The following is a 13,150-nucleotide window of genomic DNA, read 5'->3' as shown; positions in this document are numbered from 1 at the left end:
GTGTGATTTTTTGATTGGCTATGATTAGACTTTACTACGGGTCACATAATTTTTCTAACCACCCGTACTGTGATTTGTGTGATTTTTTGATTGGCTATGATTAGATTTTACTACAAGTATCAGATTCTTTGAATCGAGCATTCTATTAGTTATCTCAATCATAGTCATCATTTAATGATTCCTAATCATGGTTTTGGCTTTGGTTTCATGACTCGTTTAAATTCTAAGCTTCTTGAGCCAAAGTTAATTAGTAAACCGATGGGAAGTCTATAAATTTCTATATAATTAATGGCTTGTGCGAGGTGAATGTCTTCAAGTTTAATGACAGCTTTGATTTCTACCATTATCCTTCCTTCTACGAAAAAATCAACTCGTCTTGTGCCGATATGTGTTCCTTTATAAATGATATTCATCTCATGTTCTTGACTAAAGGAAAGTCCTTGATATGTCATTTCTATGGCTAAGGCGCGTTGATAGATTTTTTCCTGAAAGCCGTTTCCTAGGGTGCGGTGTACTTCCATGGCACAACCAATTATTTTACCCGTTAATTCGCTGTCTGGATATTGAGAAGAAACGTAACTCATGCTATTGACTTGATACGATTTTTTGATTGGCTATGATTAGATTTTACTACGGGTCACATAATTTTTCTAACCCCCCGTACTGTGATTTATGTGATTTTTTGATTGGCTATGATTAGATTTTACTACAAGTATCAGATTTTTTGACCACTTTATCACCCCATCAATCCCTCAATCATAGTCCTCATTTAATCATTCCTAATCATAGTACGAGTTTCCCCTCAAAGGCCCGTTTTAAGATGCTTTGGCGCAATGCATCTGCTTTGTTTAAGTTCTCGGTGAGGGTGGCTTCTAATTGGTCACATACTGATAATCTTGATTCGATTTCATCTAATATCAATTTTTGTTCAACTGTCGAACACAAAACAATAGGTAGATTAGATAAAACGGTCATATTAATAGATGCTAAGTTTACCGTCTGTTTTCCATGCTTAAAAAAATGGTTTCTAGCTGTCTGAGTTTGCGAAAAATAAGAAATATAGAGAGATTTTATAAGTTGTTGGAAAGTTCTTGCTCGAAAAACATGGTTTTGATGAATACAATCTGAAATTTCGTTTCTCCAAATTGTTCCTCTTCCTAATTTGTCCCTATCACCTCCCTCTGTGTAAAGAATATCGCCAGATACTAATCTATATTTTTCTAAATCTTCAGGAAGTACCTCAATATATTTTATAACAGATAAATCTAAGTAGCCATCTTGAACATTTGCTACTCTCAAGTAAGGGAGAGAAATAGTATTTTTACCCTCTAATTTCCTTCCTTTTGTCACACCACCAATAATATCACATAAATTTCCCAATTTCACCCACATCCAACCATTAGGTAAACTGGGTAAATTGCTTAATTCTTCTTTGGTGAGGGGAGGTAAATCTTTTGGCTGTTGGGGTTTGGTGGGTTTTTTGGCTTCCTTGCCGTTATTTTCCCATTCTTTAAGCGCTTGTTTCCAGTCTGCTAATTGTTGCTGATAATGGCGTTTTCTTTCAGCTTTAATCTGTTCTAATAGGGTATCGGCATCCTCTAGACTGTCTTGATGTGTGTTGCGCCATTTTTCGGTTAATTTGCCCTCAAATGCCCATTTTAACACTGCCTGACGGTAGGTTTTTAGTTGTTCTAGCGCTTTTTTCAGGGATGCAACCCCGTCATCTAATTCCGAGAATAATTCTTCAATTTTCTCGACAATTCGATGTTGTTCAGGTAGGGGAGCAATAGGTAATTCTATGTTATATAAGTCGCTTCTATTAAATCCACTTTGTGCAGTTTTAGATATTAATTTTAAATATCTTTGAAAATAGAGAGACTGAAGAAAATAAAATAAAAAACTTTTATGAAAAATCTTATCATCAAATATTAATTTAACTAAAGCTACATTGTAAGCACCATCTTTTGCCCAAAAAACTTTACCAACAGAAGCACCATATCTACCTATTAAAATATCACCATCTGAACAAAATTTTGAAACAAGAGACTTATCAACAAATACAGGGACAGGATTATCTCCTAAATCTCTAATTTGCCATAATCTAACATATCCATCTTTTTTAACTTCAGAAAATTTGCTTTTTGGTGGTTGAGAGCCTCCTGTGATGTCTAGATAGTCACCAAAGTTGGCTAATATCCAGTTATCAGGTAAATTAGGTGATTCAAATACTTTTATCATAATTATAAAAATCTATTTAATAGATTCTCCATCTTCTAGGGTATAAATATCGGGTTCATCCTTGAGAAAATCAAAGGAATGAATTGTTTGAACTAAGTTCATAATCTCCTGTGTACTAACTTGATGGTCATCAAAGAACAATTTTTGCTCAAAGCTTTGACGTTCTTCATCAGAAAGCGATTGAACAATAGTAACTAAAGAGTCAATTAGTTTTTGATTCATAACTTAATACTCCTTTTATTTTGTTCTTTTGTCAATTTCATAGATAAACTGTCTCATTGAGAATCTGTTCACGAAGGGCAGCTTTTAAGGATTTTTTATCAATTAAATCCACAGGAAGACCAAGTTTATCACTAATTAAATACTCAATTTCTACTAAATCAAATAAGGTGGGGACTTGGGAAAATTCTACTAAAATATCCACATCACTATCTTTAGTTTGTTCTCCCCTGACATAGGAACCAAAAAGTCCTAATTCAAGGATTTTAAACCTCTCTATTAAAAAGGGCTTATAAAGGATTAAAATTGCTTTGATTTCCTCTAAAGTTTTCGGTTTAACTTCTTCGGGTTTCACTTCAGAGGAAAGCTGTTCAACGAGGCATTTTTTATCCATCGGCGATAATTGCTTGGCTAATTCCATCACATCTTGTAAGGTCATATTTACTCCTTAATTTCTAGGAAATAATTCCTCAATAACTGACAAATATTCAGTAATTGCGTCTTGAATGTTGCCTAACCCTTCTTTCTCTGTCTCTCCCTGGGACCAACAACCGGGCAACCCCGGACAACAGACGCTGCAGCCTTCTTCGGATTGATAGAGAATGATTTTATGTTTCATGATTTAAGAGTCCTTTTGATTTCGTATTTTATGCCACTAAAGCGGTGTTTAATTCCTCGATAATAGCCTCCATCTCATCGCCAAAAAGCTGATGGAGTTTACCGATTCCCCCCATACTATCAAAAGGGGTATAGTCCAAATCCTCTCGCTCTAAGGCAAAAGAACTGATAATATGTTCCTTGATGGCCCGTAGCCATTGCATCTGTTCTTGATTGAATTTTACTGATGCGCCCGCTTGTTTTTGAAAAACCCAAGTTTGAAAAGCTTTATCGATGCGTTTTTCCTGGGGGGTTAAAACCTCATCTAAGCCAATAACACGCCGGATTAGGGCAATTAACGCCGTTAACTCACTGGTGGGATTGCTTGGCACCGCTTCTATCTGTTGATAGGCTGCCCATACCCTCACCGGCGCTAGGTTGGGGCGGTCTTTTTTGAGAATATCTAAGACTTCCTTGACCATTTTATAGGTGACGGGACGCTGTTGATAGGGCAGGTTATAGAGGATACGCAGGGCGGTGATTTCGTCTTTATTTGCCTCAATAAAGGCTGTAAAGTCATTTATTAGGGCTTGATTGTCTATCCGTTGCGCTTCACCCCATCCTGAGAATGTCACCCTATCCAGATTCTGAGTATCTATGTACTGTTCGTGTACTTTCCGCACATTCTCAAGGTAATCAATCAATTCCCCAGTCAAATAGCCGGCAGCTGCACGGGTAAGGGCTTTTTCCGCCGCTTTTAACTGTTCTGGGGTCGGATTTGTGGTTTGATAGGTTTCTTTAGCCCTATCCTCAATATTATCGGGGTCTGTGGCATTAAGCAGGGCTTTGGCCATATCTCCCAAAGTTGCCCCTCCGGTGATTTCTTTTATCTTTTCAGCTTCTTTTGGCGTGATTTGTCGTTCTAATCGGGCAAAACGACAGGCTAGGGAGATATAGGCATCGCTATCGTCTGTTCCCATGATAATGCCCATCATCAGGTCTTTAAAAGGGACACTGGATTTTCTTTCCAGGGGCCGGCTATCGGTTTTAGCTGATTGTTCCACACCGACAGCATCGATGATAATAAAGTGAGTTTTGGCAGAAAGGGCGGATTGAGAGACTTTTTTGAGACTATCATGGTCAAGGGTGCGTGTACCTCGTCCTTTCATCTGTTCGTAGTAGTTTCGAGATTTGACATCCCGCATAAAAATTAAACACTCAAGGGGTTTAACATCGGTTCCCGTGGCAATCATATCGACTGTGACGGTGATACGGGGATTAAAATCATTTCTGAACTGAGAAAGCACGGATTTCGGGTCTTCTGGCGATTTATAGGTAACTTTTTTGCAGAAATCGTTCCCTTCGCTAAATTCTTCCCGGACTATCTGAATAATATCGTCAGCATGGCTGTCATCCTTGGCAAAAATCAGGGTTTTCGGGACTTCTTGGCGATGGGGAAATAATTATGGCAGTTTATCGCAAAAGGTGCGGATAATTTGGCGTATTTGGCTGGGATTGACCACATCTAGGTCAAGTTGCTTGCCGGTATAGATAATATCCTCGTCCGGTTGTACCCAGCGTTTTTCACGGGTTAATTTTTCCCTTTTTTCGATGTATTCCCTGAGAATACGCCCGCCATTCTTGGTTATCTCCGTTTCTATAGTATAGACTTGATAATCTACGTTTACGCCGTCCATTACCGCTTGTTTGTAGCTGTATTCACTAACTACATTTTCATGGAAAAAGGCAAATGTCCGCACGTCGGGAGTGGCGGTTAAACCAATCAGAAAAGCGTCGAAATATAATAAAACCTGTTGCCAAACGTTGTAAATCGAGCGATGACACTCATCGATGACGATAAAATCGAAGAATTCAAGAGGAACTTTCGGATTATAGACCACGGGGACGGGTTGTTTCCCTTGTACTAATTCATTCGGGTTGGTTTGTTCGGCAGCCTCATCGAGACTTTCCCCTTTAAGGATAGAATAGAGTCTTTGAATGGTTGAGATGCAGACCTGAGCATCTTTGGCCAGATAACTGGAGGATAATCGCTGAACGTTGTAAAGTTCGGTGAATTTGCGGTTATCATCATTGGGAACAAAACTCATAAACTCCTGTTCAGCTTGTTCTCCTAAGTTTTTGGTATCGACTAGAAATAACACCCGTTTGGCATCGGCAAACTTTAGGAGACGATAAATAGCGGTAATTGCGGTGAAGGTTTTGCCGCTTCCCGTGGCCATCTGCAGCAAGGCCCGGGGAAAATTTCGCTTAAAGGAGGCTTCTAAGTTGGTAATAGCTTTAATTTGACATTCTCTTAGTCCCTTCGGGTCAAGGGGGGGAATATCTTGCAGTTTATCCCGCAAGCTTTTGGGTTTATCTCGCCATTCTTGCAGGGTTTCCGGTCGGTGAAAGGAAAAAACAGGACGGGAACGAGGTTTCGGGTCGCGGCGATTGGTAAAGCGCGTCAGCTTGCCTGTGCTTTCGTAAATAAAGTTAAGGGGCTGGTTATTGCTATATTTCAGTTTACTATTAGCGTATTTGTTTGATTGTTCCTCCGCCACCGTTAAATACAAGCCTTTTTCCTCTCGTTTGGCCTCAATAATACCGACGGGTTCTCTATCCACAAACAGGACATAATCAGCGAATCCGCTATCGGTTGGATATTCCCTGATAGCCACCCCTAAACTGGTATTGAAGTTGATTTCTTTTTTATCTTGGATGGACCACCCCGCTTGACGCAATTGTTCGTCAATCAGTTCACGGGATTGGTTTTCTGGGGTTTGATTGCTGGAAGGCATGGTTAGCAAATTTGGCGCGATAAGCTGACTAATTTAACAGCAAATGTCAATATTTATCTTTATATAAGCAGATTTTAGAAAGTTTTTTTCTATTTTAATGTTAATTATCAGTGGTCGGAGATAAGATCTTAAGAAATGTCAATTATCGCTATTCTTACTGACTCTCAATAAATTAGAATTAGATCATAAATGCGATCGCTTGCTCAATTCTCGATGATTAATCTAGAGGCTAAAATCAGCAACTGAGGCAATTAACCCTTGACGCACTTTATTGGGGATAAATTTAGCAAAGACTTCTTAGAAACCCTTCTTTCTCCCTACGGTACAGTAGTTGTCAGCAAAGAAGTCACCTCGGAAATTAAAGAAATTGATGTGTATTTTAGTCCTAATAGCGAGGAAATTCCCTCTGGGTTAGGGTTATTAGGAAAATTATGCCAAAATCCTTGTTTATTGGAACCCTATCGCAATGGTATTACCCTTGATGGTATCAATGATTGTCTGTCTAAGCGCTTTGCTATCCGTGAAATCTTCCACAGAGCAGCAAAGAGAAATAAACAGAGAATATCAGAGGAGGAGATACCTAAGTTATGGATTCTTACTCCCACAGCTAGTGAGCGCATTTTATCCCTGTTTACGGCTCAATTACAACCCAATTGACTAGAAGGGGTTTATTTTCTCCCGCAAGGTTTAGGTACAGCTATTGTCGTCATTCATCAATTACCCGAAATACCGGGGATATTATGGCTAAGATTATTGGGTAGAGGAGGAATAAGAGAGAGAGCCATCGATGAATTAGAAAGATTATCGCCGAATAATCCCCTAAAATCTGCTTCCTTAAACTTATTGTATAATTTGAGTAGAAATTTAGAAGCGTTATCGAAAAAAACACAGGAGGATAGGGAGTTTATTATGCCTTTAGCTCCACTTTACCAACAGGATAGGGAACAAGCGGTTCAGCAAGGTATTAAACAAGGAAGACAACAGGGAGAAGCGTATTTACTCCTCCGTCAACTTCAGCGACGTTTCGGAGAAATACCCCAGAATCTACAAGAAACTATCCGTAAACTTCCTGTGGAGCGATTAGAAGACTTAGGACTCGCTTGATTAGACTTTAACACTTTGACAGATTTATAGCGTTTTTCAGTCTGCTGAGGTACAAAAGTTATGGGTTTTAGGCAAAAGGCAAGAGGCAAAAGGCAAAAGGGAAGAAAAATAGGTGTACCTCACTAGCTTAGGAAACGCTATAGATAAATGGTTGCATCCGTGACTCGCTTTATTTGGGGTAAATTTAGCTCCTGCCGATGACTGGGTTAAATGGTTTATGGACGTAACTGGATTCGAACCAGTGACCCCATCGATGTCAACGATGTACTCTAACCAACTGAGCTATACGTCCGTACGAATTGCTATTATAACACGATTGCTCCTAATTAGGCAAGCCCCTAGGCAATAAATTGATAGCCAATTAACTTATAAATTAACTTGGCAGTGGTAAATTCCGAGACCACCGAATCACTAATCGGGGCTAATTCCATCACATCGCAGCCAATCACCTGATGGGTTTGGAAAAGACGACGGAGAAAGCCTAGGGTTTGATGCCAACTTAACCCCCCCGGTTCAGGTGTTCCCACTCCCGGAATTAAAGCGGGATCTATGCCATCCACGTCTATAGTTAAAAATACCTTCTCAGTGGTAATTTTGGCGATCGCTTTTTCAATCCAATCGGCATACCTGGCGATATCTCGATCCCAAACCACGGGAATCTGCTGTTTAGCGATTAATTCGGCTTCTTCTCGACAAATAGCCCGAATTCCCACGGGTAAGGTCGGTAAACCCATTTCTAACACCCGACGCATCACACAGGCGTGGTTATGGTGGGAGCCTTCGTACTCAAAACGCATATCGCCATGGGCATCAATTTGAACCACCGTAAAAGGTTCCGATAAAGCTTGTCGATAAGCTTGTACTACTCCCGTGGTGATAGCGTGTTCACCCCCGACGGCGACGACAAATTTATCATCGGCAATTAGACGGGAAACTGTGGCTGTGGTGACGGCTAACATCTCCTCGGCGGACAATTGCGGTTGCTGACGGGTATCGGCGATCGCATCATGGGTATAGATGCCCACTTCTAAACAGGTTTCCCTCTTGAGTTCCTCATCATAGGCTTCCAATTGTTGGGAAGCGGTAATCACCGCCGCAGGTCCAGTTTCACAACCCTTGCGATAGGTGGTGGTGGCCTCGTAGGGAATCGGCAGGATCACGGCCTTAGCTGTGGCGTAAGTGGCGATCGCTTCACTCCCTAAAAATTGTTCGCTACCGGTGGCGCAAGACAATAACATGGGCAAGTCACAGAAAATTTTAGTCCGACCTTCCATTATAAATGTTTTGACTATTTTTGTCTATTACAGCCTTTCTTATCAACCTGAACTGACTCCAAACATATCTACTGCAATAGCCAAAACCCCTTATCTATCAATAGATACATCCCTTAACTTTTTTTGCTGTACCCATGTTTATTCAAGAATGTTTGTCAGAGTATCCTAATTTTGAACAATTTGTCTGGGATTTAGAAACCCGAGGAGTTTCTGATATTGATATTCCCGTTCTGATATTTGTTGCCAGTTGACATCCTCGCCGCCCTAAAAGTGCGGCGATTCCTAAACCTCACGATTTAAGTTTCTGCTTCCACCACCGTCGCATACCACAGTTAAAAAACCATGTACTGTCTTACACAGAGTCCACAGACTTTCGCCCCATTTCAGAAGCCCGATTCCGTGTGTCCCACGGTACGTTGACCGCCTATAGCTTCTTGTACTTCTTGCGCGCGACTTTTTACCCGGCCAAGCTTTTCTGGTCGGAACCCCCTAAGCCGAGTTTTCAAGGTGCTGCGCCGTCCACTTGGTTTTCGAGACTGGCCTTTTAATTCTAACGTAAAGCCAACCTAGAACGGCGGGGTTTCAGACCCAAAATTTCCGATGAAAAAGAAAGCCGGATGTTGAGAATCAAAATGGGTGATAGCGAGAATCAATTATTAAAAAATGTTCAGAAATCAATGTAAGGAAGAAAAAACAAGGTACGATTACCTAAATTTTTTCAAACTTGATCAGAATGGTTAATACCCCTCCTCCCACTCCTTGTCTGCCCCAAAATGAACCAGATGCGAATCGGCGGGCTGATTCCCTCAATCTTCAACGCCAAGCCTATAGATACGACTATCAGTATCTCCCACCCTTAGTCCTCATGGAATCCGTGCCTGCAGCGGAAAACTTTTCCCTTCAGTACATTACTGAACGGTTGGCGGCAACTGCGGAACTACCGGCCAATATGCTGGCTGTCAAAGTCAAATCTTTTTTAGATCCCCTCGATGAGCTACAAGATTATGAGGACTTCTTTGCCATTATCCCCTTACCCAAAATCGCCAAAGTCTATCAAACCAATGATGCCTTTGCCGAACAACGTCTATCGGGAGCTAATCCCCTAGTATTACGTTTACTGAAGCCGGGGGATGCTCGCGCCCAAGTTCTCAATCAAATCCCTAGTTCTAAGACAGACTTCGAGCCATTGTTTCAGGTAAATCAAGAATTAGAGAAGGGAAACATTTATATTGCCGATTATACAGGTACGGATGCTAATTATCTGGGTCCCTCTTTTGTTCAAGGGGGAACCCATGCCAAAGGGCGAAAATATTTACCGAAACCCAGGGCCTTCTTTTGGTGGCGGAAAAGTGGCATCAGAGATCGGGGCAAATTAGTTCCGATCGCTATCCAATTTGGGGAAAATGCGAAAAAGCTTTATACTCCTTTTGAGAAAAACCCCCTTGCTTGGCTATTTGCTAAAATTTGTGTTCAGGTGGCCGATAGCAATCACCACGAGATGAATTCCCATCTCTGTCGAACTCATTTTGTCATGGAACCGATCGCGATCGGCACGGCCCGGCAACTGGCAGAAAATCATCCCCTCAGCCTTCTGCTCAAGCCGCACCTAAGATTTATGTTAACGAACAACCATCTGGGACAAGAGAGACTGATCAACCCTGGTGGACCGGTGGATGAATTATTGGCCGGCACCTTGGGCGAATCGATGGCACTGGTTAAGGATGCCTACGCAAACTGGAATCTTCGAGACTTTGCCTTTCCTAAAGAAATAAGTAACCGGGGTATGGATGATACGGAACGACTACCCCACTACCCTTACCGGGATGATGGGATGCTGGTTTGGCAGTCTATTAATCAGTTTGTTTCTGATTATCTCCGTTATTTTTACCCAAACCCCCAAGACATCACTAACGATCAAGAATTGCAAGCATGGGCCGGAGAATTATCTAATTCTGCGGCAGATCAAGGGGGCAATGTGAAGGGAATGCTGGCCAATTTTACGGATGTAGAGGACTTAATTGAAGTCGTTACCACAATTATTTTTATCTGCGGGCCACTGCATTCGGCTGTTAACTATGGTCAGTATGATTACATGACTTTTGCCGCTAATATGCCCTTGGCCGCTTACTGTGATCTTCCAGAAGCGATTAAGGATACTACAGGATCAATAATTGGAGATGCCAGAGGATCAATTACCGAAAAAGACATTCTTCAGCTATTGCCTCCTTATAAAAAGGCTGCCGATCAGTTACAAAGTCTGTTCACTTTATCCGACTATCGATACGATCGATTGGGCTATTACGATAAAGCTTTTCGAGAACTCTATGGCCGGAAGTTTGAGGAGGTTTTTGCCGAGGGTGATCAGGCAACAATTACGGGCTTCCTTCGACAATTTCAGCAAAATCTCAATATGAACGAACAAGAGATTGATGCTAATAATCAAAAACGGATCGTACCCTATACCTATCTAAAACCTTCTCTAATACTCAATAGCATCAGCATTTAAGTCTAAGATAATATCTCTAAGCTTGGCTTTCAAGTTCTGCTATTTTACCCTGAAAAAAATCCCCCCTAAGACCGGGGGATTTTTATTAGTTAAGCTTCGCCGATTGGCTGGATTAGGAAAGCTTAATCCACTGGAAAACATGATCCACTCAATCGGGACAAAAAGAAGCCGCTAACGTCGGTTAAATTGCTTTTTTATATAACTGATTCCTCCTTAATTTTAGACCAGTTGAGGGGGATTTTTAGGCTCTTGCTTCTCCCTCTTGTATTTTTAACTGAATATTTGCTTTAATAAACAAAGGGTAAGCATCAATCATCTTCAAGCGATAGAAACTATTATTGAGGAACGACAAAATGAACTTTAAAATGCTTGGACAAAACACTTCTCAAGCTGAAGTAACTCATATTTCTTCCCATGGAATATGGATTCTGGCAAACAATGAAGAAATGTTTCTTTCTTATCAAGATTTTCCTTGGTTTCAAGATGTCCCTATTAGAAAAATTTTAAATATACAAGAGCCTTTTCCTAATCATTTTTATTGGCCAGATTTAGATGTAGATTTAAGCAAAGAAATTATTAAAAATCCTGAGAGATTTCCTTTAAAAGTTAAAGCCTAGTTTTTATCCTTAATTAAGTGCGATGCCGAAGGCACTGCGTAGCAGCACGCCGATCTGGTAGGGTGCGTTCATAAAATGTAACGCACCTTATTTTTATTGCTTGTCCTTCTGTATCCCATAGGATACACTTAAGGCATGATTGAAATTCGCCAGACCGAAACCTACTCTCAGTGGTTTAGCAATTTGCGGGATCGCCAAGCAAAAGCACGTATAGACATTCGTGTTCGTCGCCTGTCTATGGGCAATCCAGGCGATGTTAAACCAGTAGGAAAAGGTGTATCGGAACTGCGGATCGATTATGGCCAAGGCTATCGGGTGTATTTCATTCAGCGAGGCGAGACCTTGATCATCCTCTTGGCAGGAGGAGATAAGCAAACTCAAGAACGGGACATCAAAACAGCATTAAATTTAGCACAAGACTTATAGGAGATTTTCATGGCTACTATCCAAACCTATCCTTGGGATGCGGCAGAACATCTCGAAACAAAAGAAGATATAGCTGCATATCTTGAAGCAGCTCTTGAAGATGGCGATCCAAGCTTAGTGGTAGCAGCATTAGGTGATATTGCTCGATCTAAAGGGATGACACATATTGCCCGTGAAACAGGGTTGGGGCGTGAAAGTCTCTATAAAGCTTTGTCAATCGAAGGCAATCCAGAGTTTGCCACAGTTCTTAAGGTCTTACAATCACTTGGGTTACGCCTCCAAGTCGTACCAATTGCCTAACTTCACCGTTATACTGAATCGGTTTTTAATAGCATGATTAACTCCCAATCCCACTTAAAAAACCCGCTCTCCCCCATACCTGTTGAACGGGATTTAGGATCAGAGCGATCGCTAGATGAAAGGTTAAGTAATGTTAAAATTATAATTCTTCATGAAGAAAGCGCATGATCGCCGAGTAACTGTAGCTAAAAATACCAAATTTTGTCCCAGTCACAATAAAGTAGGGATCAAGCGCATTCGATCGAAGCAAGAATTTTCTCCCCAGTATCTATGAATCAATCAGAAAGTTGTGGTAAGGTCTATCTCGTCGGTGCAGGTCCCGGAGATCCCGGTTTGTTGACCTTAAAAGCGAAAGTTCTCTTAGAAAATGCCGATGTTGTCCTCTATGATGCCCTAGTCAGTCCCTCGATTCTAGCCATGATTAACCCCAGGGCCGAACAAATCCATGGGGGTAAGCGTCGCGGTCGTCATTCTCTAGTACAGGAGGAAATCACAGCTTTACTGATCCAAAAGGCCCAGACTAATGCCGTGGTTGTTCGTCTTAAAGGGGGTGATCCCTTTGTTTTCGGTCGCGGGGGTGAAGAAATGCTCGATCTGATCGCGGCCGGAATTAGCGTCGAGATCGTGCCGGGGATCACTTCAGGAATTGCCGTGCCTGCCTACGCCGGTATTCCCCTCACCCATCGCGATTATAGTTCTTCCGTTACCTTCGTCACCGGCCACGAGATGGCGGGTAAATATCGTCCCCAGGTTAACTGGTCAGCGATCGCCCATGGTGCGGAAACAATTGTCGTTTATATGGGTGTGCATAATTTACCCTATATTATCGGCGAGTTAACCAAGGCCGGCAGAAGTCCAGAAACACCGATCGCCCTGATTCGCTGGGGAACAACACCGCAACAACAGCAGTTAATCGGTACTTTCAGCACAATTAGGGATCAGATCGAAGCCACTGGCTTTGAATCCCCTGCGATCGCTGTTATCGGGGCAGTGGTGAACCTTCACGATCTCTTGCAAGCGGGACAACCTTTGCTCTCCAGGACAATCCCCCCTACCCCCATTTCTCCCTGA

General features: G+C 41.7%; 13 protein-coding genes, 1 tRNA gene and 2 pseudogenes. 6 read left to right on the top strand and 10 right to left on the bottom strand.

From position 1 onward, the window contains the following. Positions 1-185 precede the first annotated feature (185 nt). The 8 genes and pseudogenes from MiAbW_RS02000 to MiAbW_RS19855 all read right to left on the bottom strand — a co-directional run bounded on the left by MiAbW_RS02000 (position 186) and on the right by MiAbW_RS19855 (position 5,852). Positions 186-584 carry a GxxExxY protein gene (locus MiAbW_RS02000; protein WP_151694702.1) on the bottom strand — a complete coding sequence of 133 codons (399 nt, stop codon included), beginning with the start codon at positions 582-584 and terminating at the stop codon, positions 186-188. A 199-nt stretch (positions 585-783) separates the two neighbouring features. Beyond that, positions 784-2,238, bottom strand: coding sequence for a restriction endonuclease subunit S (locus tag MiAbW_RS01995; RefSeq protein WP_151694701.1), 1,455 nt, complete (start codon positions 2,236-2,238; stop codon positions 784-786). Positions 2,239-2,250: 12 nt separating this feature from the next. Beyond that, the gene (locus MiAbW_RS01990; protein WP_016516401.1) at positions 2,251-2,460 is read right to left on the bottom strand and encodes a hypothetical protein; all 210 of its coding nucleotides are present in this window, start codon (positions 2,458-2,460) and stop codon (positions 2,251-2,253) included. Between the two features lie 37 nt (positions 2,461-2,497). Then, positions 2,498-2,896 (bottom strand): nucleotidyltransferase family protein, encoded by a 399-nt coding sequence (locus MiAbW_RS01985; protein ID WP_151694700.1) that lies wholly within the window; start codon positions 2,894-2,896, stop codon positions 2,498-2,500. Between the two features lie 9 nt (positions 2,897-2,905). Next, entirely contained in the window at positions 2,906-3,076 is a 171-nt protein-coding gene (locus MiAbW_RS01980) for a type II toxin-antitoxin system HicB family antitoxin (RefSeq protein ID WP_151694699.1), read from the bottom strand. A 28-nt stretch (positions 3,077-3,104) separates the two neighbouring features. Continuing rightward, positions 3,105-4,046, bottom strand: coding sequence for a type I restriction-modification enzyme R subunit C-terminal domain-containing protein (locus MiAbW_RS20390; protein WP_373996342.1), 942 nt, complete (start codon positions 4,044-4,046; stop codon positions 3,105-3,107). 168 nt (positions 4,047-4,214) lie between these two features. Continuing rightward, a pseudogene (locus MiAbW_RS20385) lies at positions 4,215-4,493 on the bottom strand (restriction endonuclease subunit R); the annotation flags it as partial. Positions 4,494-4,517: 24 nt separating this feature from the next. Next, positions 4,518-5,852 carry a DEAD/DEAH box helicase family protein gene (locus MiAbW_RS19855; RefSeq protein ID WP_238707171.1) on the bottom strand — a complete coding sequence of 445 codons (1,335 nt, stop codon included), beginning with the start codon at positions 5,850-5,852 and terminating at the stop codon, positions 4,518-4,520. Between the two features lie 258 nt (positions 5,853-6,110). Between MiAbW_RS19855 and MiAbW_RS01970 the strand changes: the two are divergent. Further along, positions 6,111-6,956, top strand: a pseudogene (locus MiAbW_RS01970) (DUF4351 domain-containing protein). 218 nt (positions 6,957-7,174) lie between these two features. On the opposite strand, the gene MiAbW_RS01965 reads toward MiAbW_RS01970, so the two are convergent. Together MiAbW_RS01965 and speB are read right to left on the bottom strand one after the other, a co-directional pair. Next, positions 7,175-7,248, bottom strand: a tRNA-Val gene (locus tag MiAbW_RS01965). A 46-nt stretch (positions 7,249-7,294) separates the two neighbouring features. Continuing rightward, complete coding sequence (gene speB / locus MiAbW_RS01960) at positions 7,295-8,194, bottom strand: agmatinase (RefSeq protein WP_151694698.1); 900 nt, start codon at positions 8,192-8,194, stop codon at positions 7,295-7,297. A gap of 769 nt (positions 8,195-8,963) precedes the next feature. On the opposite strand from speB, the gene MiAbW_RS01955 reads away from it, so the two are divergent. The 5 genes from MiAbW_RS01955 to cobA all read left to right on the top strand — a co-directional run bounded on the left by MiAbW_RS01955 (position 8,964) and on the right by cobA (position 13,150). After that, positions 8,964-10,736 carry a lipoxygenase family protein gene (locus MiAbW_RS01955; protein WP_151694697.1) on the top strand — a complete coding sequence of 591 codons (1,773 nt, stop codon included), beginning with the start codon at positions 8,964-8,966 and terminating at the stop codon, positions 10,734-10,736. A 353-nt stretch (positions 10,737-11,089) separates the two neighbouring features. After that, positions 11,090-11,353 carry a DUF2442 domain-containing protein gene (locus tag MiAbW_RS01950; RefSeq protein WP_151694696.1) on the top strand — a complete coding sequence of 88 codons (264 nt, stop codon included), beginning with the start codon at positions 11,090-11,092 and terminating at the stop codon, positions 11,351-11,353. Positions 11,354-11,488: 135 nt separating this feature from the next. Beyond that, positions 11,489-11,779, top strand: coding sequence for a type II toxin-antitoxin system RelE/ParE family toxin (locus MiAbW_RS01945; protein ID WP_072927249.1), 291 nt, complete (start codon positions 11,489-11,491; stop codon positions 11,777-11,779). Between the two features lie 9 nt (positions 11,780-11,788). Then, positions 11,789-12,079 carry an addiction module antidote protein gene (locus tag MiAbW_RS01940; RefSeq protein ID WP_002757266.1) on the top strand — a complete coding sequence of 97 codons (291 nt, stop codon included), beginning with the start codon at positions 11,789-11,791 and terminating at the stop codon, positions 12,077-12,079. 270 nt (positions 12,080-12,349) lie between these two features. Next, positions 12,350-13,150 carry a uroporphyrinogen-III C-methyltransferase gene (cobA, locus tag MiAbW_RS01935; RefSeq protein WP_151694695.1) on the top strand — a complete coding sequence of 267 codons (801 nt, stop codon included), beginning with the start codon at positions 12,350-12,352 and terminating at the stop codon, positions 13,148-13,150.

The sequence above is a fragment of the Microcystis aeruginosa NIES-4325 genome (assembly GCF_008974145.1).
Taxonomy (GTDB): Bacteria; Cyanobacteriota; Cyanobacteriia; order Cyanobacteriales; family Microcystaceae; genus Microcystis; species Microcystis aeruginosa_G.
The sequence above is the reverse complement of the archived record's forward strand: the minus strand, read 5'-3'. Positions and strand labels throughout refer to the sequence as shown.

What these genes read in the sequence shown, in the direction of transcription:
- MiAbW_RS01945 (WP_072927249.1), top strand. Translation starts at nt 11,489, where the DNA reads ATGATTGAAATTCGCCAGACCGAAACCTACTCTCAGTGGTTTAGCAAT.
- MiAbW_RS02000 (WP_151694702.1), bottom strand. Translation starts at nt 584, where the DNA reads ATGAGTTACGTTTCTTCTCAATATCCAGACAGCGAATTAACGGGTAAA.
- cobA (WP_151694695.1), top strand. Translation starts at nt 12,350, where the DNA reads ATGAATCAATCAGAAAGTTGTGGTAAGGTCTATCTCGTCGGTGCAGGT.
- MiAbW_RS01980 (WP_151694699.1), bottom strand. Translation starts at nt 3,076, where the DNA reads ATGAAACATAAAATCATTCTCTATCAATCCGAAGAAGGCTGCAGCGTC.
- MiAbW_RS19855 (WP_238707171.1), bottom strand. Translation starts at nt 5,852, where the DNA reads ATGCCTTCCAGCAATCAAACCCCAGAAAACCAATCCCGTGAACTGATT.
- MiAbW_RS01990 (WP_016516401.1), bottom strand. Translation starts at nt 2,460, where the DNA reads ATGAATCAAAAACTAATTGACTCTTTAGTTACTATTGTTCAATCGCTT.
- MiAbW_RS01995 (WP_151694701.1), bottom strand. Translation starts at nt 2,238, where the DNA reads ATGATAAAAGTATTTGAATCACCTAATTTACCTGATAACTGGATATTA.
- MiAbW_RS20390 (WP_373996342.1), bottom strand. Translation starts at nt 4,046, where the DNA reads ATGGGCATTATCATGGGAACAGACGATAGCGATGCCTATATCTCCCTA.
- speB (WP_151694698.1), bottom strand. Translation starts at nt 8,194, where the DNA reads ATGTTATTGTCTTGCGCCACCGGTAGCGAACAATTTTTAGGGAGTGAA.
- MiAbW_RS01985 (WP_151694700.1), bottom strand. Translation starts at nt 2,896, where the DNA reads ATGACCTTACAAGATGTGATGGAATTAGCCAAGCAATTATCGCCGATG.
- MiAbW_RS01950 (WP_151694696.1), top strand. Translation starts at nt 11,090, where the DNA reads ATGAACTTTAAAATGCTTGGACAAAACACTTCTCAAGCTGAAGTAACT.
- MiAbW_RS01940 (WP_002757266.1), top strand. Translation starts at nt 11,789, where the DNA reads ATGGCTACTATCCAAACCTATCCTTGGGATGCGGCAGAACATCTCGAA.
- MiAbW_RS01955 (WP_151694697.1), top strand. Translation starts at nt 8,964, where the DNA reads ATGGTTAATACCCCTCCTCCCACTCCTTGTCTGCCCCAAAATGAACCA.